22 protein-coding genes are annotated in these 22,851 nt (G+C 63.1%); 12 read left to right on the forward strand and 10 right to left on the reverse strand.

Translation table 11 applies throughout. The annotated features are described in order from the left end of the window. Positions 1–8 precede the first annotated feature (8 nt). The 5 genes from AiwAL_RS09510 to carA form a co-directional block, all read right to left on the reverse strand. On the reverse strand, positions 9–1,217 hold the full coding sequence (locus AiwAL_RS09510; protein WP_235704219.1) for a threonine ammonia-lyase: 1,209 nt from the start codon (positions 1,215–1,217) through the stop codon (positions 9–11). Then, positions 1,210–1,686 carry a transcription elongation factor GreA gene (gene greA / locus AiwAL_RS09515; RefSeq protein WP_235704218.1) on the reverse strand — a complete coding sequence of 159 codons (477 nt, stop codon included), beginning with the start codon at positions 1,684–1,686 and terminating at the stop codon, positions 1,210–1,212. The genes AiwAL_RS09510 and greA overlap by 8 nt, the downstream gene beginning before the upstream one ends. Positions 1,687–1,771: 85 nt before the next feature. Further along, positions 1,772–5,014: a carbamoyl-phosphate synthase large subunit gene (carB, locus tag AiwAL_RS09520; protein WP_262312598.1), complete on the reverse strand. Its 3,243-nt coding sequence runs from the start codon at positions 5,012–5,014 to the stop codon at positions 1,772–1,774. Positions 5,015–5,368: 354 nt separating this feature from the next. Next, on the reverse strand, positions 5,369–5,938 hold the full coding sequence (locus tag AiwAL_RS09525) for a hypothetical protein (RefSeq protein ID WP_235704216.1): 570 nt from the start codon (positions 5,936–5,938) through the stop codon (positions 5,369–5,371). A 278-nt stretch (positions 5,939–6,216) separates the two neighbouring features. Further along, positions 6,217–7,566, reverse strand: a complete 1,350-nt coding sequence (gene carA, locus AiwAL_RS09530) for a glutamine-hydrolyzing carbamoyl-phosphate synthase small subunit (protein WP_235704215.1) — start codon at positions 7,564–7,566, stop codon at positions 6,217–6,219. 146 nt (positions 7,567–7,712) lie between these two features. On the opposite strand from carA, the gene AiwAL_RS09535 reads away from it, so the two are divergent. From AiwAL_RS09535 to AiwAL_RS09550, 4 genes are all read left to right on the forward strand, one after another. Then, a complete protein-coding gene (locus AiwAL_RS09535; protein ID WP_235704214.1) occupies positions 7,713–8,180 on the forward strand; it encodes a GatB/YqeY domain-containing protein in 468 nt (155 codons plus the stop codon). Further along, positions 8,177–9,955 carry a DNA primase gene (gene dnaG, locus AiwAL_RS09540; RefSeq protein WP_235704213.1) on the forward strand — a complete coding sequence of 593 codons (1,779 nt, stop codon included), beginning with the start codon at positions 8,177–8,179 and terminating at the stop codon, positions 9,953–9,955. Before AiwAL_RS09535 ends, dnaG begins: the two co-directional genes overlap by 4 nt. A gap of 36 nt (positions 9,956–9,991) precedes the next feature. Beyond that, the gene (gene rpoD / locus AiwAL_RS09545) at positions 9,992–11,911 is read left to right on the forward strand and encodes an RNA polymerase sigma factor RpoD (protein ID WP_235704212.1); all 1,920 of its coding nucleotides are present in this window, start codon (positions 9,992–9,994) and stop codon (positions 11,909–11,911) included. 286 nt (positions 11,912–12,197) lie between these two features. Next, positions 12,198–12,791: a GNAT family N-acetyltransferase gene (locus tag AiwAL_RS09550; RefSeq protein WP_235704211.1), complete on the forward strand. Its 594-nt coding sequence runs from the start codon at positions 12,198–12,200 to the stop codon at positions 12,789–12,791. Between the two features lie 142 nt (positions 12,792–12,933). Here the strand turns inward: AiwAL_RS09550 and AiwAL_RS09555 are convergent, their stop codons facing one another. Next, complete coding sequence (locus tag AiwAL_RS09555; RefSeq protein WP_235704210.1) at positions 12,934–13,158, reverse strand: hypothetical protein; 225 nt, start codon at positions 13,156–13,158, stop codon at positions 12,934–12,936. An 84-nt stretch (positions 13,159–13,242) separates the two neighbouring features. On the opposite strand from AiwAL_RS09555, the gene AiwAL_RS09560 reads away from it, so the two are divergent. Together AiwAL_RS09560 and AiwAL_RS09565 are read left to right on the forward strand one after the other, a co-directional pair. Then, the gene (locus tag AiwAL_RS09560) at positions 13,243–13,869 is read left to right on the forward strand and encodes an antibiotic biosynthesis monooxygenase (RefSeq protein ID WP_262312599.1); all 627 of its coding nucleotides are present in this window, start codon (positions 13,243–13,245) and stop codon (positions 13,867–13,869) included. Further along, complete coding sequence (locus AiwAL_RS09565) at positions 13,866–14,543, forward strand: RluA family pseudouridine synthase (RefSeq protein WP_235704208.1); 678 nt, start codon at positions 13,866–13,868, stop codon at positions 14,541–14,543. Before AiwAL_RS09560 ends, AiwAL_RS09565 begins: the two co-directional genes overlap by 4 nt. Here the strand turns inward: AiwAL_RS09565 and AiwAL_RS09570 are convergent. Both AiwAL_RS09570 and otsB read right to left on the reverse strand, forming a co-directional pair. Further along, complete coding sequence (locus AiwAL_RS09570; protein ID WP_235704207.1) at positions 14,487–15,869, reverse strand: trehalose-6-phosphate synthase; 1,383 nt, start codon at positions 15,867–15,869, stop codon at positions 14,487–14,489. The genes AiwAL_RS09565 and AiwAL_RS09570 overlap by 57 nt on opposite strands. After that, a complete protein-coding gene (gene otsB / locus AiwAL_RS09575) occupies positions 15,870–16,580 on the reverse strand; it encodes a trehalose-phosphatase (RefSeq protein ID WP_262312600.1) in 711 nt (236 codons plus the stop codon). Positions 16,581–16,723: 143 nt separating this feature from the next. Between otsB and AiwAL_RS09580 the strand changes: the two genes are divergently transcribed. From AiwAL_RS09580 to AiwAL_RS09605, 6 genes are all read left to right on the forward strand, one after another. Continuing rightward, a complete protein-coding gene (locus tag AiwAL_RS09580) occupies positions 16,724–16,990 on the forward strand; it encodes a hypothetical protein (RefSeq protein WP_235704205.1) in 267 nt (88 codons plus the stop codon). Positions 16,991–17,255: 265 nt separating this feature from the next. Further along, positions 17,256–18,503: an ABC transporter substrate-binding protein gene (locus AiwAL_RS09585; protein ID WP_262312601.1), complete on the forward strand. Its 1,248-nt coding sequence runs from the start codon at positions 17,256–17,258 to the stop codon at positions 18,501–18,503. Positions 18,504–18,576: 73 nt separating this feature from the next. Beyond that, a complete protein-coding gene (locus AiwAL_RS09590) occupies positions 18,577–19,461 on the forward strand; it encodes a branched-chain amino acid ABC transporter permease (RefSeq protein WP_235704203.1) in 885 nt (294 codons plus the stop codon). Next, a complete protein-coding gene (locus tag AiwAL_RS09595; protein ID WP_262312602.1) occupies positions 19,454–20,377 on the forward strand; it encodes a branched-chain amino acid ABC transporter permease in 924 nt (307 codons plus the stop codon). The genes AiwAL_RS09590 and AiwAL_RS09595 overlap by 8 nt, the downstream gene beginning before the upstream one ends. Next, the gene (locus tag AiwAL_RS09600) at positions 20,367–21,074 is read left to right on the forward strand and encodes an ABC transporter ATP-binding protein (protein WP_235704201.1); all 708 of its coding nucleotides are present in this window, start codon (positions 20,367–20,369) and stop codon (positions 21,072–21,074) included. The genes AiwAL_RS09595 and AiwAL_RS09600 overlap by 11 nt, the downstream gene beginning before the upstream one ends. Positions 21,075–21,078: 4 nt before the next feature. Continuing rightward, entirely contained in the window at positions 21,079–21,780 is a 702-nt protein-coding gene (locus AiwAL_RS09605) for an ABC transporter ATP-binding protein (RefSeq protein WP_235704200.1), read from the forward strand. Between the two features lie 103 nt (positions 21,781–21,883). Here the strand turns inward: AiwAL_RS09605 and AiwAL_RS09610 are convergent, their stop codons facing one another. Together AiwAL_RS09610 and AiwAL_RS09615 are read right to left on the reverse strand one after the other, a co-directional pair. Beyond that, positions 21,884–22,666, reverse strand: coding sequence for a 3-hydroxybutyrate dehydrogenase (locus tag AiwAL_RS09610; protein ID WP_235704199.1), 783 nt, complete (start codon positions 22,664–22,666; stop codon positions 21,884–21,886). Further along, positions 22,653–22,808: a hypothetical protein gene (locus AiwAL_RS09615; protein WP_235704198.1), complete on the reverse strand. Its 156-nt coding sequence runs from the start codon at positions 22,806–22,808 to the stop codon at positions 22,653–22,655. Before AiwAL_RS09615 ends, AiwAL_RS09610 begins: the two co-directional genes overlap by 14 nt. Positions 22,809–22,851 lie beyond the last annotated feature (43 nt).

The following is a 22,851-nucleotide window of genomic DNA, read 5'->3' on the forward strand; positions in this document are numbered from 1 at the left end:
GGTATGGGCTAAATCCGCTTCACCACGTAAACGTCTTCGAGCGCGCTGGCGATCGCGTTGCCGTGTTCGGCATCGCGCGCCTCGACCATCACCTCGAGATGTGCCGCCTGCACGGTAGGCGAGGCGAACAGCCGCTGATGTACCACCTCGATGATGTTGCCGCCCTGGTTGCCGATGCGGCTCGCGATATCGGCGAGAACGCCGGGCCGGTCGGGGATTTCCATCAGCACGCGCAGCAGCCGCCCGTCGCGCAGCAGGTTGCGCAGCAGCGTATTGGCCAGAATCCGCGCATCGATATTGCCGCCGCAGACCGGCAGGGCGACCCGTTTGCCGGCAAACCGCTCGGGGAACGCCAGAACCGCCGCCAATCCCGCCGCACCGGCCCCCTCGGCGACCACCTTGCCGCCCTCGATCAGCAGCGCGATCGCCTGTTCCACCGCCGCTTCCGGCACCACCAGGATTTCGGTGCCGAGTTCCCGCAGGATCGACAGCGGCAGCGCGCCGATATCGCGCACCGCGATACCCTCGGCGATCGTCGCCCCGCCCACGTTCACCGATCGTCCGGCAAGCGCCTGGGCGAAGCCGGAATAGGCCTCGACCTCGACGCCGAGAACCTCAAGCTCGGGCCGCTTCGCCCGTGCCGCCACCGCGCAGCCGGAGACGAACCCGCCGCCGCCGGTCGGCACGATCAGCGTGTCGAGACCGGGGGCGTCCTCCATCACTTCGAGCGCCAGCGTGCCCTGTCCCGCGATCACCGCCGGGTCGTCATAGGGATGGATGAACACCAGGCCATTCTCGGCGGCCAGCGCATGGGCGTGCTCGGCCGCTTCGGCAAGGGTTTCGCCGTGCAGTACCACCTCAGCATCCCAGGCGCGGGTGCGCGTCACCTTGGTGGTTGGGGTGAAGCGCGGCATCACGATGGTCGCGGCGATTCCCGCCAACTGCGCGTGCCGGGCCACCGCCTGCGCGTGATTTCCCGCCGACATGGCGATCACCCCGCGCGCCCGCTCCTCGGCCGACAGCAGCGCGATCCGGTTCGCCGCACCGCGCTCCTTGAACGCGCCGGTCGCCTGCAAATTCTCGAGCTTGAGAAAAATCTCCGCTCCGGTCGCGCGCGACAACGCATCGGAATGCACCAGCGGCGCGCGCAGCACCGCCCCCGCGATGCGCACCGCCGCCGCTTCGATCGCCTCGATCGCAACCGGAAATTCAGCCACCGTATCGGACGGTCAAAATCTCGTAGCTCCGGTCGCCGCCCGGTGCCGGGACCGACACCGTATCCCCGGATTTCTTGCCGATCAGCGCCTTGGCGAGCGGCGACGTGACCGAGAGCCGGCCGGATTTGATATCCGCCTCGTGCATGCCGACGAGCTGGTATTGCACCTGCTTGTCGGTCTCCTCGTCGATCAGCTCGACATGGGCGCCGAACTTCACCGTCTCGCCCGACAGGGTGGACGGGTCGATCACCTCGGCCGCCGAAATGATCTCCTCCAGCTCGGCGATCCGGCCTTCGATGAAGGATTGCCGCTCCCGCGCCGAATGATATTCCGCATTTTCCGACAGATCGCCATGGCTGCGGGCCTCGGCGATGGCGCGGATAATGGCCGGCCGCTCCTCGGCCTTGAGCTGGCGCAGCTCGGCTTCGAGATTTTGCAGTCCGGGCCCGGTCATCGGGAATTTTTGCACAACGGTTCCTTTAGTCAGAATAAGGTATCAGGCATTAGGCATGAATCCGAACATCGTGGCCGGAACCCTCCGGGCACGATGCCGGTCAGAACGAGGCGGGAAAATACGACTGAAGCGGCGCGACTTCAAGATTGCCGGCAGCCAGGGCCGCAATAGCGTGGGACGCGGCCCGCGCGCCGGCAATGGTGGTGAAATGCGGCACGCCGTGAGTCAGCGCCGAACGGCGGATATCGAAACTATCCGCCACGGTCTGCGCCCCGGATGCCGTGTTGATTACCAGTTGCACCTCGCCCGACCGGATCGCATCCACGCAATGCGGCCGTCCCTCCAGCACCTTGTTCACCGCGCGCGCCGCGATCCCGGCAGCGGACAGATGCGCGGCGGTGCCGCGCGTCGCCAGGATCGAAAAACCGAGATCGGTGAACCGCCGGGCGATCGGCACGATCGCGCCCTTGTCGGCATCGCGCACCGACAGAAACACCGTCCCGCCGACGGGCAACTTCACCCCGGCGCCGATCTGCGCCTTGGCGAAGGCGCGGGCGAAACTCGCATCCAGCCCCATCACCTCGCCGGTCGATTTCATCTCCGGCCCGAGCAGAACGTCCACTCCGGCAAACCGCGCGAACGGAAACACCGCCTCCTTCACCGCGACGTGGCTGCGCGTCACGCTGTCGTCGAGCCCGAACGAGGCGAGGGGTTCGCCCGCCATCACCCGCGCGCCGATTTTCGCCACCGGCACGCCCGTCGCCTTGGCGACGAACGGCACGGTGCGCGAGGCGCGGGGGTTGACCTCCAGCACATAGACCGTCTCGCCCTGAATCGCATATTGCACGTTCATCAGCCCGACCACGCTGAGCGCCTTGGCCATCGCCTCGGTCTCGGTGCGCAATTCCGCCACCACGGCGGGCGACAGCGAATAGGGCGGCAGCGAACAGGCAGAATCGCCGGAATGGATGCCGGCTTCCTCGATATGCTCCATCACGCCGGCGACATACACGCTCTGGCCGTCGGCGATGCAATCGACATCGACCTCGATCGCGTCGTTCAGATAGCGGTCGATCAGCACTGGGTTGGCGCCGGAGACGATCACCGCTTCGCGCATATAGCGGCGCAGATTGGGCAGATCGTAAACGATCTCCATCGCCCTCCCGCCGAGAACGTAGCTCGGCCGGATCACCACCGGAAAGCCGATCTTCTCGACGATCGCTTCGGCTTCCCCGGCCGAACGGGCGATGCCGTTCTCCGGCTGGCGCAATCCGAGCGATTTCAGCAGAATTTGGAACCGCTCGCGATCCTCGGCGATGTCGATCGCATCCGCCGAGGTGCCGAGGATCGGGATTCCCGCCTCTTCCAGCGCCTGACTGAGTTTCAGCGGCGTCTGCCCGCCATATTGCACGATGCAGCCGAGCACTTTGCCGTTCTGCTGCTCGCGGCGGATCAGCGCGATCACATCCTCGGCAAACAGCGGCTCGAAATACAGCCGGTCCGACGTGTCGTAATCGGTGGAAACCGTTTCTGGATTGCAATTGACCATGATGGTCTCGAAGCCGGCCTCGCGCAGCGCATAGGCGGCGTGGACGCAGCAATAATCGAACTCGATGCCCTGACCGATCCGGTTCGGGCCGCCGCCGAGGATGATGATTTTGTCGCGCGCGCTCGGATCGGCCTCGCAATGGGGGGTGCCGAAGCCGCCCTCGTAGGTCGCATACATATACGAGGTCGCCGAGGCGAATTCGCCGGCTGTGCTGTCGATCCGCCGATACACCGGGATCACGCCGCGCGCGATCCGCGCCGCCGCGATGTCGGTTTCCTTATGCCCGGTTAGTTGCGCCAACCGATGATCGGAAAACCCGAGCGCCTTGACCGCGCGCAGCCCGGCGGCATCCTCCGGCAAACCGTTGGCGGCAATCTCGCGCTCCGCCGCGACGACATCCTTCATCTGACGCAGGAACCATGGGTCGAATTTGCAGGCGGCGTGAATGTCCTCGACCGAAAGCCCGGCCCGCAGCGCCTGTGCCGCGATCAGCAGCCGGTCCGGCCGTGGCGTGGACAATGCCGCGCGGAACGCGTCATGCGTGCCGTCGCCCGGCGCCTCGACCTCATCCAACCCGGACAACCCGGTTTCCAGGCTGCGCAATCCTTTTTGCAGTGCTTCGGCGAAATTCCGGCCGATCGCCATCGCCTCGCCGACCGATTTCATCGAGGTGGTCAGCAGCGCCGGTGTGCCGGGGAATTTCTCGAAGGTGAAGCGCGGGATCTTGATCACCACGTAATCGATGGTCGGCTCGAAACTCGCCGGCGTCACCTGCGTGATGTCGTTGCGCAGTTCGTCGAGCGTGTACCCCACCGCCAGCTTCGCCGCGATTTTCGCGATCGGAAACCCCGTCGCCTTCGAGGCCAGCGCGGACGATCGCGAGACGCGCGGGTTCATTTCGATCACCACCATGCGGCCATCCGCCGGGTTCACCCCGAACTGCACGTTCGACCCGCCGGTATCGACGCCGATCTTGCGCAGACAGGCGATCGAGGCGTCGCGCATGATCTGGAATTCGCGGTCGGTCAGGGTCAGGGCCGGAGCGACGGTTACGCTGTCGCCGGTATGCACGCCCATCGGGTCGATATTCTCGATCGAGCAGACGATGATGCAGTTATCGGCGGAATCGCGCACCACCTCCATCTCGTATTCTTTCCAGCCGAGCACGCTTTCCTCGATCAGCACCTCGGTGGTGGGCGAGGCGTCGAGCCCGCTGGTGACGATTTCGAAAAACTCCTCGCGGTTATAGGCGATGCCGCCGCCGGTTCCGCCCAAAGTGAAGGATGGCCGGATCACCGCCGGCAGCCCGACCAGATCGAGCGCGGCGCGCGCTTCCTCGATGCTATGAGCGATCGCGCTTTTCGGACTTTCGATGCCGATTTCGGCCATCGCGTCGCGGAATTTCAGCCGGTCCTCGGCGCGGTCGATCACGTCTTCCTTGGCGCCGATCAGTTCGACGCCGTATTTTTCCAGAATCCCGGATTTCGCCAGGCTCATCGCGGTGTTCAGCGCGGTCTGCCCGCCCATGGTGGGCAGCAGCGCATTGGGCTTCTCGCGCGCGATGATCTTTTCCACCATCTCCGGCGTGATCGGCTCGATATAGGTCGCATCCGCCAGATCGGGATCGGTCATGATCGTCGCCGGGTTGGAATTGACCAGCACCACGCGATAGCCTTCCTCGCGCAGCGCCTTGCATGCCTGCGCGCCGGAATAATCGAACTCGCAGGCCTGACCAATAACAATCGGCCCGGCGCCGATGATCATGATGGTCGAAATGTCGGTGCGCTTGGGCATGTCAGGTTTCCAGTTTCAGGCTTGTAGAAGCAAGACTCGTCATTGCGAGCCGGCGAAGACGCGTCATTGCGAGCGTAGCGAAGCAATCCAGAAGTTGCGGCGGTAGATTACAGTCATTTAGGCAAGTCACGCAGGGCTCCTTCCGGGCGATTTCCGTCGGCGCAACCGACGGAACCTTTTCGCCTTTCGCCCCGCACCCGCTGGGGCGGAGTAGCGAAAGATTCCAACAATCTCTTGATTGTTGGAACGCTGCGGAGGGTTTAGGCCCCAGATCCCGTTAGGTGGTACCCTTTATGAATGAAGAAAATCACTGAATTTTTCTTTTAGAGAAACATATTTTTCCAAATCAAAATTTCATAATTTAGCTTCATTTTCCAGATATTCTTTTCCTGAAGCAGTGATTTTCCATCGTGACTTAGAACGGACTGCTTCAATAAGGCCCTGTTTTTGCAAATGCTCAAACGAGTCTCGCTGATCGTCTGACATTTTTATTTCGTTAATTTTTGGGTAACTGAACAAAAATCCAATCATGTTGCGGTATATATAAATTAGTATTTCTAGATCTGGAGAAATTTGTTCTGACTTTACTTTTTCTTCCTTAATACGATTTTTTATATGCGTATCATACTCCTCTATTCCAGATCTTGTAAGAAAATAATCATGATCCATAGCAGATTTTAAGTTGTTCAAATCTTCATCTATCTCTTCGTAATTGAAATCATTATCGCTTGATCTAACAAATTTTTCCGAAATGAGATCAACCAAAGAAAACAAAATTCTATTTTTTGATTTACCAGAATCCATATTTTCTGAAATCTCATCAATTGAAAACTCAATTTTATCTGATCTCTCTGTCAGATTTCCCAGAGACATAAGCGTCAGATAGCTATAATCTATTTGATCAAGCGCTTTATCTGAGTTCATTTTTGCTTCCGTGTGATTTATGCCACGTTGTGGCGATAACGCCTCTAGTTGTCCAGGCTGTAGCTTGCAACAGTATTGATCATGAAGAGACAACCATCAGCCATGACGCTCCTCCCGCCATTCGGGCATGATCCGGCGGAGAAAATGATCGAACAACGGCACCGCAAACGTCGTATCCCCATAGGTCGGCGCGAATGGATTGCGAACAGGGTCCATGAGGTGATTTATAAGCAGTTTATGCGTTTATATGTTACAAACCATATAACTCCGTAAACTCCTTATACTTTCGCTTCCATCATCGCGGTGAACCGCCGGAACAGATGGTTCGCGTCGGACGGGCCGGGGCTCGCTTCGGGGTGGTATTGCACGGAGAAACATTTTTGCTCCGCACACGCGATGCCCTCGTTCGAGCCATCGAACAGGCTTTTATGGGTCACCACCACCCCTTCGGGCAGCGATGCGTCGTCCACCGCGAATCCATGATTCTGGCTGGTGATCTCGACCCGTCTGGTCGCCAGCTCCTGCACCGGCTGGTTCGCCCCGCGATGGCCGCGCGCGAGCTTGTAGGTTTTGCCGCCCAGCGTATGGGCGAGCAACTGGTGGCCGAGACAGATGCCGAACAGCGGCACCCCCGCATCGAGCACGCCCTTGATCGCGGGCACAGCGTATTCAGCGGTCGCCGCCGGATCGCCGGGCCCGTTCGATAGAAACACTCCATCCGGCTTGTGGCGCAATATGTCGTCCGCGCCCGAGGTTCCGGGCACCACGATCACCCGGCAGCCGGCGCTGGCGAGGTTGCGCAGGATGTTCCGTTTCGCCCCGTAATCGACCGCGACGACGGTATATTTCGGCGCATCCTGGCGGCCGAATCCGTGCTCACGGGTCCACAGGGTCTCGGTCCATTCATAGCTCTGCGTGCAGGATACCTCGCGGGCGAGGTCCATGCCCTCCAGCCCCGGCCACGCGGCGGCCTTGGCAACCAGCGCATCGATGTCGAAACGCCCATCCTCGGGGAAGGCAATCAGCGCGTTGGGCGGTCCATCATCGCGGATCAAGCGGGTCAGGGCCCGCGTATCCACCCCGGCAATGCCGGCAAGACCCATCCGCCGGCACCAGCGATCCAGCCCTTCGGTCGCGCGCCAGTTCGAGGCGGCGGTGATGCCGCGATTGAGCACCAGTCCCCGCGCAAAACTCGCCGATGCCTCGATATCCTCGGCATTCGCGCCTACATTGCCGATATGCGGAAAGGTGAAAGTGATGATCTGGCCGGCGAAGGACGGATCGGTCAGGGTTTCCTGATAGCCGGTCATGCCGGTGGAGAAACAAAGCTCCGCGGGCGCGCCTTGACCCCGCGTGCCGAAACCGCAGCCCCAGAACACCCGTCCGTCGCCCAGAACCAGCGCGGCGGTGGCGCCGTCGGGCCGTTTCGTCTCGGCTGGCGGGGCGACGCCGCCGGGCAGATCGTCGAGGGTGAGCCCGGTCGCGGCCAGCACGGCGGGCCAGTGGCGGGATGGAATCGCACCGGCGCTGCGCCATTTGCGAACCGCTTCGGTCGAAACCGTGGTAAGCTTCGCGGCGGCTTCGGGGCCGCCCAGACGGTCGATCAGCTCGGCAATAGTCATCGGCATGGGGGCAGTCTATACTGGAAATTAAATCCCGCCTCAACTGAATTGGGTGGATACGGAAATTATTTCCGGTTTGAGCCGGGCGATGATCGAATTAGATGGCCGTCGAATTCGCCGAGCATGGAATTAGATTGAGGTTGGAGGAGATCATGAGCAGCACGTTGCGATCCCGGATGCAGAACGACCTCAAATCGGCGATGCGCGCCCGCGAGGCGCTGCGCGTCTCCACTTTACGCATGATGATCGCGCGCCTCAAGGATATTGATATAGCCTCCCGTCCCAAGGGTGCCGGCACGGTGCCGGAGGCCGAGATTGTCGCGATGCTGCGGGGCATGGTGAAGTCGCGCCGCGAGTCTGAAACGCTGTATCGCCATGGCTGCCGGCCCGATCTCGCCGCCAAGGAAGCCGCCGAGATCGTCATCATCGAGGAGTATCTGCCCCGGACCCTGAACGGTGCCGAACTCGACGCCGCGATCGCCGAGGCGATCGGAACCACCGGCGCCGCCGCCCCGAAAGACATGGGCAAGGTGATCGCGGCGCTGAAAGAGGCGCATGGACCGGCACTCGACATGGCTTCCGCCTCGGCCGCGGTGAAGGCGAAACTCTCGCACGCATGAGCCTGCCCGCCCCGTTTCTCGACGAATTGCGCGTCCGCACGCCGCTGCCGGCCTTGATCGGCCGGCGGGTGCGGCTCGAACGGTCGGGGCGCGACCAGAAAGGCTGCTGCCCGTTCCACAACGAGAAAACGCCATCTTTCTATGTGTATGACGACCATTACCACTGCTTCGGCTGCGGCGCGCATGGCGATGCGATCAGCTTCGTCATGCAGAGCGAGGGGGCGAGCTTCGTCGAGGCGGTCGAGCGGCTCGCCGCCGAAGCCGGGCTGGAGGTGCCGAAGCCGAGCCCCGAAGCCGCCGAGGTGGCGCGGCGCGAAGCCGATCTATCGGATGTGCTGGAAGCCGCGGCAGCAGAGTATCGTCGCCGATTGTTGCTGCCCGAAGGGGCGGCGGCCCTGGCCTATCTGCGTGGGCGCGGGCTTGCCAATGCCACGATCGAACGGTTCGGTCTCGGCTGGTCCGGTGAGGGCAGGGGGGTATTGCTCGCGAGCCTCGGGATCGGCGCCGACCGGCTGATCGAGGCCGGGCTGATGAAGCAGGGCGAGCGCGGCCCGGTCGATTATTTCTTCAACCGGGTGATGTTCCCGATCCGCGACCGGCGCGGGCGGGCGATCAGCTTCGGCGGGCGCCTGCTGGGCGACGGCCAGCCGAAATATCTGAACGGGCCGGAAACCGCGCTGTTCTCCAAGCGCCAGACCCTTTACGGGCTCGATCGCGCGCGCGAGGCGGTGCGCGGCGGTGCGGCGCTGATCGTGGTCGAAGGCTATATGGACGTGATCGCCCTGGCCGAGGCGGGGTTTGCCGGAGCGGTCGCACCGCTCGGCACCGCACTGACCGAAGCCCATCTCACCGAATTATGGCGGCTCTCGCCCCGGCCGATCCTGTGTTTCGACGGCGATGCGGCGGGTCGGCGCGCCGCCTTGCGCTCGGCGGAGCTTGCGCTGAAAGCCCTGACGCCGGATCGCTCGCTCGCCATTCTCCGTCTGCCCGAGCGGGATGACCCGGACAGCTATGTCCGCCGCGAGGGGACGGCATCGTTCGGCGCGATGATCAAAGCGGCGCCCGGCCTTGCCGATACCCTGTTCGACATGCTTGCCGAAGGGGCGGATCGTGCGACGCCCGAGGGCCGCGCCGCATTCCGCAAGCGGCTGGAAGCGGCGGCGCACACCATCGAGGACCGTTCGCTGGCGGGCGAATATCGCAGCGCCCTGGTCGATCGGCTGTTCGCCGAGAAACGCCGGTCGTTCGGGGCTGGCAACGGCAAGCCAACGCGGCCGGTTTCGCTGCCGCGCCCGCCGATCGACGCCGAGGCGATAGCCCAGCGCCGGGCCCGGCTGCTGACCGCGATGCTGCTGCGCCACCCCGAGCTTCTGCCCGATCTGGAGGAGGCATTCGGCTCGTTGGCCCTCCCGGAGGATTGTGCGGGTCTGCGCGCTGCCATGTCGGCCTGGCTGCATGGCGCGGAGACACTTGACTCTAGCGACTTGCTCAACCATTTGACCCAATTGGGTCTTCGGGATAACGCCGATCGTATTGGCGCGACCATCCCGCAGCGTTCTGCGACCAAGGAGGCAGCGTCGCTGTTGGAATTGGAAGCCTCTTGGTATGAAAATTATGGGCTGCTTAATCTTGATCGGCTACGCGAGGAATGTGCCGAGCAGGAACGCCGCTTGGCGCAGAATATGACACATGAAAACCAAGCAAAGCATATCATGTTGATCACCGCTCTGAATCGTGTCGTGCGGTGCGATTCCGATGACCCGGACGCTGCCTGACCCCAATCGCCGTCTTTCTCTGGAGTCCGATATCTTATGGCTACCAAGCAAGCTGCCACGACCGAAACCGCCGCTCCCGAGGCCGAGGCCGACACCGCGACTCTCGACATCCAGTCCGCCTCGGTCAAGCGCCTGATCGCGCGCGGCAAGGAACGCGGTTATATCACCTTCGACGAACTCAACGCCGTGCTGCCCTCGGACCAGAACAGCTCCGAGCAGATCGAGGATGTCATGTCGATGCTCAGCGAAATGGGCATCCAGGTCGTCGAGAGCGAGGAAGGCGAAGACGCCGAAGCGGCACCCAGCGCCGAGAAGGAAGAAGAGGTCGCGGAGGCCGACGAGGAAGCCTCCGCCGGCAACATCAGCGAAACCAGCGGCAGCCGGACCGACGATCCGGTGCGGATGTATCTGCGCGAGATGGGCACGGTCGAGTTGCTGTCGCGCGAGGGCGAAATCGCGATCGCCAAGCGGATCGAAGCCGGGCGGGACATGATGATCGGCGGGCTGTGCGAAAGCCCGCTGACCTTCCGCGCGATCGTCTCCTGGCATGAGGCGCTGAAGGACAGCAAGATGCTGCTGCGCGACGTGATCGACCTGGAGGCGACGCAGGGTGGCGGCGATGGCGGGTTCAACCCGGCAGCGGCGCAGGCCGAGGAGGTCGAGGACGAGGATGAGGGTGAGGGCAGCGGCCTGTCGCTCTCGGCGGTCGAGGAAAAGCTCAAGCCGGAGGTGTTCGAGACCTTCACCGAGATCGAGAAGCTCTACGAGAAATTCATGAAGCTCCAGCACAAGCGGCTGGATGCGCTGACCGCCGGCGAGGAGGCCAGCACCCGCTCGGAAAAGACCTACGAAAAGCTGCGCGACGAACTGGTCGCGAAGGTCGAGCAGGTGCGGCTGCACAACAACCGGATCGAGGAGCTGGTGATCCAGCTCAAGGAGCTGAACCAGCGCCTCAATGGCCTCGAAGGCCAGATGCTGCGGCTGGCGGAGAGCTGCAAGGTTCCGCGCGACGAGTTCCTCAAGGCGTATCGCGGCCGTGAGATGGACCCCGCATGGCTCGACGATGTCGCCAAACTGCCCGGCAAGGGCTGGAAGCTGTTCGTGCCGCGCTATGGCAGTCAGATTACCGAATTGCGCGCGCAGATCGGCCGGATCGCCGCCGAGGCGCAATTGCCGATCGAGGAGTTCCGCCGGGTCTATGCCACGGTGTCGCGCGGCGAGCGCGATTCGACGCGCGCGAAGAAGGAGATGATCGAGGCGAATCTGCGCCTCGTCATTTCGATCGCCAAGAAATATACCAATCGCGGCCTGCAATTCCTCGATCTGATCCAGGAGGGCAATATCGGGCTGATGAAGGCGGTGGATAAATTCGAATATCGCCGTGGCTACAAGTTCAGCACCTATGCGACCTGGTGGATCCGGCAGGCGATCACCCGCAGCATCGCGGATCAGGCACGCACCATCCGCATTCCGGTGCATATGATCGAGACGATCAACAAGCTGGTGCGCACCTCGCGCCAGATGCTGCACGAGATCGGCCGCGAACCGACGCCGGAGGAACTGGCCGAGAAACTGGGGATGCCGCTGGAGAAAGTTCGGAAAGTGCTGAAGATCGCCAAGGAACCGATCAGCCTGGAGACGCCGATCGGCGACGAGGAAGACAGCCATCTCGGCGATTTCATCGAGGATAAGAACGCGATCATACCCTTGGATGCCGCGGTTCATGCGAACCTCAGGGAGGCCGCGACTCGGGTGCTGTCGTCGCTGACGCCGCGCGAGGAGCGCGTGCTGCGGATGCGTTTCGGGATCGGGATGAATACCGACCATACGCTCGAAGAGGTCGGCCAGCAGTTCAACGTGACCCGCGAGCGGATCAGGCAGATCGAGGCGAAGGCGCTGCGCAAACTGAAGCACCCCTCGCGCAGCCGGAAATTGCGGAGCTTCCTGGAGGACTGAGGTTGCGGGTGTGTACCCGATAGCGGTGTGGCCGCGACCGGAGGGATTTTGGCCGCTGGCCAGGAGAGAGGAGCGCGATGATCTTGCCGATCATGAGCGACGAACGACACCGAATCTTTGCGACCTTGGGGCCAAAAGCCCCCGGTCCCTTCGGGCTGCGGCGCAAATCGCGGCTGAGGGCGTTGTCCGGCTTGGCCGATGAACCACATCGTCCTGCGCCGGCCGCCTGCTCAGTCACGATTTTCGCGCCCATCGCGACTCACGCCGCTATCGGGTACACACCCTAATGTTCGATTATGCCCGCGCCCGGCCTGGCGAAGCGACCGATCGGGTGCTGGTGACCGTGACGTTCCTGCGCCTCGACCGCAAGCCGCCGGTGACATGGCGGAAGATGCCGGAAAATGCGGTGCTGGAGCCGATGCGACGCATGGATGTCGCGACCTATCGCGATCTGTACGACCGGGTGGGCCAGGATTGGCTGTGGTGGCTGCGCCGGATGATGCCCGACGACATGCTCGGCCGGTTGCTGGCCGATCCCGCGATCGCCGTGCAGGTTCTGAGGATGGATGGTGTGGTTGCGGGATTTTTCGAACTGGACGCAACGCCGTGGCCCGATGTCAATCTCAGCTATTTCGGGCTGTTGCCGGGGGCGATCGGCAAGGGGATCGGGTTTTCGCTGCTCGGAGCCGCGATCGAACAGGTGTTCGCCGGGCCGGTACGCGGCATGACGGTGAATACCTGCACCGCCGATCATCCGCGCGCTCTGCCGAACTACCAGCGCGCAGGGTTTCGCATCGTGCGGCAGATCAACGAGGTGTGGGACATTCCGCGCCGGCTGGGTTTCGTCGTACCCGAGAGGCTGCGCGGGGCAGCGCCGTGATCACGGCCGGTTCATTACGCTCGAGTGATGCCGTCAACTTTGCGGCTGTTCAGATTCGACGCGTATCATAACGACTGTTGCCGCGGGCATCACTTATCTCCGATCCAGATTCCGATCCTTACGCCTGGGCGGCGACCGTGACCTACGCCAGCGTCACGCCGAATGCTTCGGAGAAACCACGGCGCCCGGCTTGCGTGATCGTGATAGAGCGGCTGTCCTTGATTCGCTCCACCCAACCGAGATCGAAAGCCCGCGTGGCCAGTGCCGCCCCGACCACGCCGGCAAGGTGCGGGCGCCGCTCGCTCCAATCCAGGCACGGCTTACAGAAGGTGCGGCGGCGCTTGCCGCTATACCGGGAGGCGCTCATTTTTCTCGAAGGTCGCGAGGTTATGTCCGAACGGCCGATCACGCTCTATGTGTGACCAGTAGATCGAGAACGGGAGTTTGGTTCATGTTCGCCGTGATTTTCGAGGTTCATCCCAAGCCGGAGCAGTGGGACGCCTATATCGGCCATGCCGGGATGCTGCGGCCCGAGCTGGTCCGGGTGAACGGGTTTGTCAACAATGTGCGGTATCGGTCCAAGCGGCGGGAAGGATGGCTGCTGTCGCTGTCGGTCTGGCGCGACGAGAAGGCGCTGGTGCGCTGGCGCACCCATGCATTGCATCACGCGGTTCAGAAGAAGGGGCGGTTCGAGATTTTCCAGGACTATCACCTGCGCGTGGGCCAGATCACCGTCGATACCGATGATCCCGAAGGCAGCACACTGCCCGAGCAGCGCCTGGATGCCACCGAGACGGGCGCGGCGAAGGTGATTTCCATTATCGAGACGAAGCAACAGGTCGAGCCGCCCGAGGGTGTGGACGGTCTTGTTACATGGGATGCGTTCGAGGCGATCCTGACGCCGGGGGATTTTCTGCTGCTGCTGTCCTGGCGGGATGCCGATGCCGCCGCGCGGTTTGAGCCGCCGGACGGCGCACTGAGCCGGCATGTCCGGGTGATCCGCGATTACGGCATGTACGATCGCTACGAAGCGCCGCAATACTATGAGGACGTGACCCGTCCCGCCGAAATCGAATGATTGCCGTTCCCGCCATTCTGTTCCGGTCGAACCATTTGTTGGTTATCGACAAGCCGGCGGGCTTGCCGTGTCATGCGGGACCGCGCGGCGGGGCGAGCGTGGAGGATTGGTTTCCGCTGTGGCGGCGCGGTCAGGACGGGCCGTGGCTCGCCCATCGGCTCGATGCGGATACCGCCGGCTGCCTTGCCATCGCCCGCCGCAAATCCACGCTTTTGCTCCTGCAACGGGCGTTCGCCGAGCGGCTGGTGACTAAAATTTATTGGGCGGTGGTCGAGGGCGTGCCGGACAAGGCAGCGGGGACAATTGCGCTGGCTCTTGCCAAACGCAACGAAAAATCGGGCTGGCAGATCGTGGCCGATCCAAGCGGCGATCCGGCGGCGACCGACTGGCGGGTGCTGGCGCGGAGCGAAAAGCGGGCACTGCTGGAACTGCGGCCGCGCACCGGGCGAACCCATCAGTTGCGGGTGCATTGCGCTGCGCTCGGCCATCCGATTATCGGCGACCCGCTCTATGGCACGGCGGGAGGCGGGCAATGCCTGCTCGCGCGGCGGCTGGTGCTGCCGCTCGACCCGCATGTCGAGACGGTGGCCTCGGTGCCGCCGCATATGCGGGCGGTGCTACCCGGTGGCGCGTTCGATGAATTTGAGGCGACGCAAAAAGTCACGGCAGAATGACGCCGCCGTGTGCTTGCGGATTTTGGCGAGAAGGGCCGCGTGCCGGGTGATGCGTTCGTCCTTTTCCATGATCAGCGCCGCGTGCATCGCGTCGGCGACGGCGTCGGCGTCGTAGGGGTTGACGATCAGCGCCTCGGTCATGTCTTCGGCGGCGCCGGCGAAGCGCGACAAAACAAGGACGCCGGGATCGGCCGAATCCTGTGCGGCGACGAACTCCTTGGCGACGAGATTCATGCCGTCGCGCAGCGGCGTCACCACGCCGATCCGCGCGAGCCGGTAGAACCCGGCGATGGTATTGCGGTTGACCGCGCGGGTCATGTAGCGCAGCGGCGTCCAGTCGAAATCGGAATAGGCTCCGTTGATGTCGCCGGCCTTGCGGTCGAGCTCGCGGCGCAGCGACTGGTAGCGATCGACGTCCTCGCGCGAGCGCGCGGCGATCTGCAGAAAGCTGATCCGGCGCAGATGTTCGGGGTGGCGGTGCAGCAACTGGCCGAACGCGTCGAAGCGCTGCGGCAGGCCCTTGGTGTAGTCGAGCCGGTCGACGCCGATGGCGAGGTCGCGCCCGACCAGGCTTTCGATCAGGCGCTTGGTCTCCGCCATGTTGGCGGCGCGCTTCGCGGCCTGGGCGAAGCCGTCCGCGTCGATGCCGACCGGGGCGACGATGGTTTCGGTGCGATGGCCCTGATGGATGAAGCCGTTTGTCGCGTCGGGCGCGGCACCCATGCAGGAGGCGGCGGATTCGAGAAAATTCATCCGGTCGCCATGGGTCTGGAACCCGACCAGATCCGCCGCAGCCATCGCGCGCACCAGGACCGAGGCCGACGGCAGCACGTGAAGCACCGCAGGCGGCACAAACGGGATGTGGAGAAACAGCCCGATCCGGTTGCGCACCCCGCGCTGGCGCAAGGCTTCGGCCATGGTGAGCAACTGGTAGTCGTGAATCCAGACGATGTCGTCCGGCTTGAGCAGGGGGGTCAGGCGGTCCGCGAAGATTTCGTTGACCGCGAGGTAGCCTTCGTAGTCATCACGCCGGAATTCGAGCAGCCCGGTCCGGTAATGCAGCAGCGGCCAGAGCGAACCGTTGGAGAAGCCGACATAGTAGCGGTGGTAATCCGATTCGCTCAGGTCGATCGTTGCGTAGGTGACGCCTTTGTTTTCGACGATCGTGGCAGCGTTCGACGTGGCCGGCATGCGCTTGCCTGACCAGCCGAACCAGACCGATCCGGGGGTCATCGCATCGGCGAGGGCGACCGCGAGACCGCCGGCGCGCGCGCCGCGTTCGGTGGGCATCGACACCCGGTTCGAGACGACGACGAGGCGCGACATTCAACCCTCTCCGTTCATGCGGACCTCGTTCAACCACGCGCGCACCGATTTTGTTTCGCCGCCGAAATCCCGCGCGACATGCAGGCCGATACCGCCCAGCGCCTTTGCCGCGTCGATCGCCGCCTCGTCGGTGACGTCGTCGCCGACGAAAACCGGGATTTTATCCGCGAACGGCCGATGCCGCATGAACCAGTGCAGCGCGCTTCCCTTGCCCGCGCCTTTGGGGCGGATTTCCCAGGCCATATGCGCGCCGAGAAGCTCGACCGAGGGATCGCCGGTGATCATCGCCTCGATCATCGCACGCAATTCGGGCCCGCGTTCGGGGGCTTGGCGGAAATGCGCGACCAGCGTGTAGGTTTTCAGTTCGATCGCGACGCCCGGCATGGCGAGGGCCGCCTGTTCCAGCGCCGCGCGCCATTCGGGCCGGTTGGCCGATTGCGCGACCGGACGGGTGATCGTTCCGGTCGCGTCGCGCAGCAGAAATCCGTGTTCCGCGCCGGCCGGCAGGATCGCGCCGGTCACCGCGTCGATATCGACGAGGGTGCGGCCGGACAGGATCGCCAGTGCGCCGTTTCTCTGGGCCGCGAGGCCGGTGAGGAGCGATCCGAGGCCAGGCGGCACCTCGACATCCGCCGGCGTGAGCGCAAGATCGAGAAGCGTGCCATCCAGATCGAGGAACAGCGCGTGGCGGTGCGTGAGGGCCGGTTTCATTGCGGAACAGATGGGGAAGTGGCGGCACCGGATCAAGCAATGCCGCGCGGGAACCGCGATTGCCGCACGATTGCCAAGAGTTTACTTTGGCTCCAGCCGATTCCCTCTTGCCGAAACCGCTTCGCGGCGCCACGATACGTGTCATGAACCAAGGCAATGGTCCCGTCATCGATATGACGCTGGAAGGCGACTTCCCGGAGCGGCCGAAGCCGTCCCTCGGGGCGATCATGCTGCGGCTTGCCGCCTTCGCGCTGTTGCTGGGATTCGGCGCGCTGGCTTTCTGGCTCGCGGTGTTCACCGTGCCGGTGCTGATCGTGGCCGGTCTCGTCTGCTACGGATTGTTCCGTTTGCAGATGGCGCGGCACGGCGTACGGTTTCGCCCGATCATCGTGCGAACGACGCGGCGCTGAAGGCGTCGACGGAAATTGTACGATCGCTGTTTTCTCCGCGTGATGGATTGCTTCGGTGGTTTCACCGCCTCGCAATGACCGGTTCTGGCTGTCGTTGCCTTTAAACAACGTCGAGTTGTAGCTGCTCGTCTGACCAAAACCCGATTTCGCGAGATCACGCTGCTGCGATGGGGCTTGATCGCGCGGCGAGCCAAGATTACAAAAATTTTGCGTTGACGTAAGTTTTTTTGAAATATTTTCTACTCAGGGATCGGGGGAGACCGAAATGGCCAAGTCGAAATCAAGGATTGCGGCGGCTTGCGTGGCCGGTGCCGCGATGTCGGCGCTGGCGGCGGGGAGCGCCGGAGCTGCGACCGCGCCGGCGGTACTGAAGATCGGCACGCTCTATGCCAGCAGCGGATCGTTTGCTGTCGCGTCCGAGGGGCAATATCAGGGGCTGCAATTCTGGGCGGCAGGGGTCAACAAGGCGGGTGGCGTGTTCGTCAAGGCATTCGACAAGAAAATCCCGGTCAAGATCATCGCCTATGACGATCAGAGTTCGACCGCGACCGCCACGACCCTGTACAATCAGCTCATCACTCAGGATAAAGTGAACCTGCTGGTCGCCGATTTCGGCTCGGTGCTCACCTCGGTTGCCGTACCGCTGGCCGCCGAGCATCATATGCTGCTGATCGACCCGACCGGCTCGGGCGCGAATTTCTTCACCAAGAAGACGCACTACCTGGCGGATGTCAGCATTCCGGCTTCCACTGTCTGGCCGATCCCGCTCGGTGATTACCTGCTGAAGCAGAAGATCAAACGCGTCGCGGTGCTCTACGGGTCGAACGATTTCGATGCGTCGCAGGCCAACACATTGAAAGCGGTGCTTGCCAAAGGCGGGGTGAAGCCGGTCTATTTTCATGGAGTGCCGACCTCCGAGTCCAACTACACCGTGCTGCTGCACACGATCGCGGCGCGCCGGCCGGATGCGGTGATCGAACTCGGCTATCCGCCGAACGACATCGCGTTTCTGCGTGCGCTGTCGGGCAGCGGGCTGCATTTCAACATGACCTTCACGATTTTCCCCGGCCAGTTGCTCGCTCTTCTGACCAAGAATGTCGGCGCGAAGACGCTCGCTTATACCTACACCTATCCGACGCCGCCGCTGGTGAAATTCAGCCATGTCACGTCGGGGCTGAACACCGACGATTTCGTGAAGACCTATACGGCGGCGAAGCATGAGGCGCCGAACTTCCTGAACGCGGCGGGCTACAATACCGGCGTCATCATGCAGGACATGCTGAAGACCGCGCCGCAATTCACCCAGATCTCGTTCGACCGGGCGCTGCTGGGGATGTCGGGCAAAACCAAGACCCTGCTCGGCGCGTTCAAGATGACCGATCACGGCGCCCAGCTCGGCGAGCTGCTGCCGGTGGCTCAGCTCGTGCCGCAGGGCAAGGGCAACAAGATCGTCGTGGTCTATCCGAAGGCCAAGGCGACCGGCAAGGCGGTCTATCCGGCGCCGAAGACATAACGGAACGTCAGCGAGACCCGGCAGGCGGCAATCCTGCCGGGTGATTTCCGCCCGGTTTTGAGAGGCTGCAATCATGGTGGGCTTGCTCGAATACGCCGTGATCGGCGGCATATTATACGGCTTGTTCTTCAGCCTGATCGGCATCGGGCTGAACCTGATTTTCGGCGTGATGCGCATCATCAACCTGGCGCACGGGCAATTCATCATGCTCGGCGGGTTCGGGGCGTATCTGCTGTCGCGCGATCTCGGGCTCAACCCGCTGTTCGGGATTCCGCTGGCGATCGCGGGTGCGATCGTAATCGGCTATCCGTTGTACTATGCGGTGGTGCCGCGCCTGCAGAAGAGCCACGACCCGGAGATGCTGTCGTTCATCCTGTTTTTCGGCATCGCGCAGATCATCGAGGCCTTGGCGGTGTTCGGCTTCGGCGCCGACCAGCGCTCGCTGCCGGGCGATGCGCTGGGGGCCGGCAATCTTGGCGTGCTCGGGCAGGAATTTCCCGATAGCTGGTGGGTCGCGGTGCTGGTCAGCGTGCTGGCGATCGGCGGTTTGTATGGATATTTCGCGCGAACCAAGCTCGGCTATGCGACGCGGGCGATCATGGCCGATCGCGACGAAGCGCGCGCGACGGGAATCAATGTCGATCGGGTTTCCGCCATCGCCTTCGTGATGGGGTTGGCGCTCGCCGGCGCGGCGGGCGTGTTCGTGCCCTATCTGCTCGGGTCGGTGTCGCCGGATATCGGCACCGGCCTGACCACGACATCCTTCGCCATCATCATCATCGGCTCGCTCGGCAATCCGCTCGGCACCGTGGTGGGCGGCCTGGTGTTCGGCCTGGGCACAATGCTGATGCAGACATTCTACGCGTCCTGGTCGAACCTGGTGCCCTATGTGCTGCTGGTCGTCATCGTGCTGATCCGCCCGAGCGGCCTGCTCGGCAAGGCGGTCCGCCATGCGTGATCGGGGAGCGTGGCCGGGGATCGTCGTCGTTGTGTTGCTGGCGGTGGTATTCCTGATCCTGCCGCATGTTTACGGCAATCAGTCATTGCTGTTCCAGATGATGACGTTCGTCGTGCTTACCCAGGGGCTCAACCTGCTTTACGGGTTCACCGGCTATCTGCCGTTCGGCTATGTCGGGTTCTTCGGCGCCGGCGCCTATGCGACATCCTTGCTGGTTCTGCACACGGATCTGCCGGTGATCGCCTGCGTGATCGGCGGCGGGATCGGGTCTATCGTGATCGCGATCATTCTTGGGCCGCTGCTGCGGCTTTCCGGCGCGTATTTCTCGATCGCCAATCTCGCGGCGTCGCAGATCATGTTCTTCGTCGTCTCGAACGGGAATTTGTCGAAAATCACCGGCGGGCCCTATGGTTTGAAGATCGACCGGGTCTATGCGCCGGAGGCGAGCTATCTGACGATGCTGGCGATATTGCTGCTCGCGACCGGGTTGGCCGCCTATTTTCGCGCATCCCGCTTCGGTCTTGGCTTGCGGGCGATGACGCAGGACCCGGTGAGCGCGGCGATGGCGGGAATCGACGTGGTGCGCCAGCGCGTGCTGGTCTGGCTGGCCTCCGCCGGGATCGCGGGACTGGCGGGCGGCGCCTATGCGTGGAACCTGTCGGTATTCTATCCCGATGCGGTGTTCACCCTGCAGATCAGCGTATTCGCCATCGTGTTCGCGCTGTTCGGGGGCGTCGGCACGGTGATCGGGCCGATCATCGGCGCGGCGTCGCTCTATCTGCTCTATAACGGCATCGGCATTTCGTTCCCGCAGGGTTTCGAACTGCTCTACGGGGCGTTGATCGTGCTGCTGGTTCTGTTCCTGCCGAACGGCGTATCGTCATTGCTGACGCGGAGGGGTGTGCGTGTCTTCTGAACCGCTGCTCAGGCTGGATGGCGTCGGCAAGGCATTCGGCGGCAATATCGTGCTCAACCGGTTGAGCTTTTCGGTCGAGCCGGGGGAAATCGTCGGGCTGGTGGGGCCGAACGGATCGGGTAAGACCACCGCGATCAACCTGATTTCGGGCGTGCATCGCGCGGATGCCGGGACAATCCGGTTCCAGGGGCGGCCGGTGCAGGGGCTGGCGCCGTTCCGGCTCGCGCACTTGGGAATCAACCGAACGTTCCAGGTACCCAAACCGTTCCGTGAGATGGGCGTGCGGGAAAATATCGAAGTGGCGGCGCATTTCGGCGGGGCGCGCGGGATGGATGCCGATGCTGTGCTCGCCGAGATCGATCTCGCCGGCCATGCGGCGATTATGGCCGGAGGGCTCACGGTCAATCAGCAGAAAATGCTGGATCTGGGCCGCGCCCTGGCGACCGATCCAAAATTGCTGCTGATCGACGAGATCGGCGCCGGGCTCAATCCCTCGGAACTCGGCGCGATTGCGAATCTGCTCCAGCGCCTGGCCCAGCGCGGCATCGCGCTGATCGTGGTCGAGCATCTCCTCGATTTTCTCAATCGAATCACCAACCGGGTGATCGTTCTCGGCGCCGGGCGGATGCTGTTCGAGGGGACGCTGAAGGCGGCGTCCGAGAACCCGGACGTGGTCGCCGCGTTCATCGGGGGTTAGCGGGATGGCATTGCTCGAACTCGGCGGCGTGACATCCGGCTATGGCGCGATGCAGATTCTCTGGGGCATCGATCTCGATGTCGGCGCCGGCGAAACGGTGCTTCTGCTCGGGGCGAACAGCGCGGGCAAGACCACGCTGCTGCGCACGATCATCGGTTTGCTGCCGTGCTGGAGCGGGTCGATCGCTTTCGAGGGCGAAGCGCTGCAGACCCTGCCGCCGGACCAGCGAATCCGGCGCGGCATCGCGTTCATGTCGGAACTCGGGGTGTTTCCCACGTTATCGATCGAGGAGAATATCCGGCTCGGTGGGTATTTCCTGAGCGATGCGCAAGTGCGCAAGCGCGGCGCGCTGTTGTTCGACCTGTTTCCCGATCTGGCGAAAAAGCGGCGCGACCTCGCGGCGAGCCTGTCGGGCGGCCAACGCAAGATGCTCGGAATCGCGAAAGTTCTGGTCTCCGAGCCGAAACTTCTCCTGATGGACGAGCCGTCGTCGGGTCTGGCGCCGGTGTTCGTCAAGCAGGTGATCGAGGTGCTGAAAACAACGATCGGGCACGGCACGTCGCTGCTGATCGCCGAGCAGAACGTGGCATTTCTCGCCCTCGCCGATCGTGGATTCCTGATCGATGGCGGGCGGGTGAAACTCTCGGGCACGCGCGCCGAGCTTGAAGCGAGCGACGCGGTGCGCGAGGCATATTTCGGCCTGTGATGTCGATCAGGCCAGTGTCCCGATCCTGAGGGCGCTCAACCATGGATTGCTTCGCTGCGCTCGCGATGACGTTTCGAACTCGTTCCGATATCGGTCTTCCGGTTCATTGCATGAACCAGCCATGGCTGACGACGAGCGACTGACCGGTGAGCGCATTGGTCGGGAAGCCGGCGAAATGCAGCACCGCCGCGGCGACATCCTCGACCGTGGTGAATTCGCCATCGACGGTGTCGCGCAGCATGACGGTGCGGATCACCGCATCCTCGGTGATGCCCAGCGCCTTCGATTGTTCGGGGATTTGTTTATTCACCAATGGCGTGCGCACATAGCCGGGGCAGACCACATTGGCGCGCACGCCGAATTCCGCGCCTTCCTTGGCAACGACCTTGCACAGCCCGATCAGCCCGTGCTTCGCCGTGACATAGGGCGATTTGAGCCTGGACGCTTCTTTCGAATGGACCGAACCGATATAGACAATCGCGCCGCTTTTCTGGGCGTACATGTATTTGAGGCATGCCCTGGTGGTGAGGAACGCGCCGTCGAGATGGATGGCGAGCAGCCTCTTCCATTCGGCGAACGGAAATTCGTGGACCGGGTGGACGATCTGAATACCGGCATTGCTGACCAGAACGTCGATCCGGCCGAATTTGGCGCCGACCGCGTCGATTCCCGCCTGCACCCGCGCTTCGTCGGAAACATCCATCGCGACCGCGAAGGCTTCCGGCCCCAGTGCGCCGATCTCGCGCGCGGTTGCCTGTGCCGTGTCGAGATCGAGATCGGCGATCACCGCGTGGCCGCCTTCGCGGGCAAATTGCTCCGCGATCGCGCGGCCGATGCCGCTTGCCGCTCCCGTAATCACGCCGACCTTGCCGTCAAATCGCGCCATGCTGGAACTCCTCGGTTTCGATTGATGATTCCGTCTTTATCCCCGATCGCCGGGATGCCGAAATCCCGCAGGCGAGACCGGGCATCGCCGCGATGCCGTCAGTCAGTTCGCGCGCGACTTGGCTCAAGGTGGAAAAGGCCATGCTCTACGACGCGCTCCGCCGCCGATCATCCTGTTCCATGGAC

It is taken from the genome of Acidiphilium sp. AL, assembly GCF_025499445.1.
GTDB classification, from domain to species: domain Bacteria; phylum Pseudomonadota; class Alphaproteobacteria; order Acetobacterales; family Acetobacteraceae; genus Acidiphilium; species Acidiphilium iwatense.

Excerpts from the sequence above, each read along its gene's own strand:
- AiwAL_RS09595 (WP_262312602.1), top strand. The coding sequence starts at position 19,454 with ATGCGTGATCGGGGAGCGTGGCCGGGGATCGTCGTCGTTGTGTTGCTG.
- AiwAL_RS09550 (WP_235704211.1), top strand. The coding sequence starts at position 12,198 with ATGTTCGATTATGCCCGCGCCCGGCCTGGCGAAGCGACCGATCGGGTG.
- otsB (WP_262312600.1), bottom strand. The coding sequence starts at position 16,580 with ATGAAACCGGCCCTCACGCACCGCCACGCGCTGTTCCTCGATCTGGAT.
- carA (WP_235704215.1), bottom strand. The coding sequence starts at position 7,566 with ATGCCGATGACTATTGCCGAGCTGATCGACCGTCTGGGCGGCCCCGAA.
- AiwAL_RS09565 (WP_235704208.1), top strand. The coding sequence starts at position 13,866 with ATGATTGCCGTTCCCGCCATTCTGTTCCGGTCGAACCATTTGTTGGTT.
- AiwAL_RS09560 (WP_262312599.1), top strand. The coding sequence starts at position 13,243 with ATGTTCGCCGTGATTTTCGAGGTTCATCCCAAGCCGGAGCAGTGGGAC.
- AiwAL_RS09535 (WP_235704214.1), top strand. The coding sequence starts at position 7,713 with ATGAGCAGCACGTTGCGATCCCGGATGCAGAACGACCTCAAATCGGCG.
- AiwAL_RS09590 (WP_235704203.1), top strand. The coding sequence starts at position 18,577 with ATGGTGGGCTTGCTCGAATACGCCGTGATCGGCGGCATATTATACGGC.
- AiwAL_RS09610 (WP_235704199.1), bottom strand. The coding sequence starts at position 22,666 with ATGGCGCGATTTGACGGCAAGGTCGGCGTGATTACGGGAGCGGCAAGC.
- dnaG (WP_235704213.1), top strand. The coding sequence starts at position 8,177 with ATGAGCCTGCCCGCCCCGTTTCTCGACGAATTGCGCGTCCGCACGCCG.
- AiwAL_RS09570 (WP_235704207.1), bottom strand. The coding sequence starts at position 15,869 with ATGTCGCGCCTCGTCGTCGTCTCGAACCGGGTGTCGATGCCCACCGAA.
- AiwAL_RS09585 (WP_262312601.1), top strand. The coding sequence starts at position 17,256 with ATGGCCAAGTCGAAATCAAGGATTGCGGCGGCTTGCGTGGCCGGTGCC.
- AiwAL_RS09615 (WP_235704198.1), bottom strand. The coding sequence starts at position 22,808 with ATGGCCTTTTCCACCTTGAGCCAAGTCGCGCGCGAACTGACTGACGGC.
- rpoD (WP_235704212.1), top strand. The coding sequence starts at position 9,992 with ATGGCTACCAAGCAAGCTGCCACGACCGAAACCGCCGCTCCCGAGGCC.
- AiwAL_RS09525 (WP_235704216.1), bottom strand. The coding sequence starts at position 5,938 with ATGAACTCAGATAAAGCGCTTGATCAAATAGATTATAGCTATCTGACG.
- carB (WP_262312598.1), bottom strand. The coding sequence starts at position 5,014 with ATGCCCAAGCGCACCGACATTTCGACCATCATGATCATCGGCGCCGGG.
- AiwAL_RS09605 (WP_235704200.1), top strand. The coding sequence starts at position 21,079 with ATGGCATTGCTCGAACTCGGCGGCGTGACATCCGGCTATGGCGCGATG.
- AiwAL_RS09555 (WP_235704210.1), bottom strand. The coding sequence starts at position 13,158 with ATGAGCGCCTCCCGGTATAGCGGCAAGCGCCGCCGCACCTTCTGTAAG.
- AiwAL_RS09580 (WP_235704205.1), top strand. The coding sequence starts at position 16,724 with ATGAACCAAGGCAATGGTCCCGTCATCGATATGACGCTGGAAGGCGAC.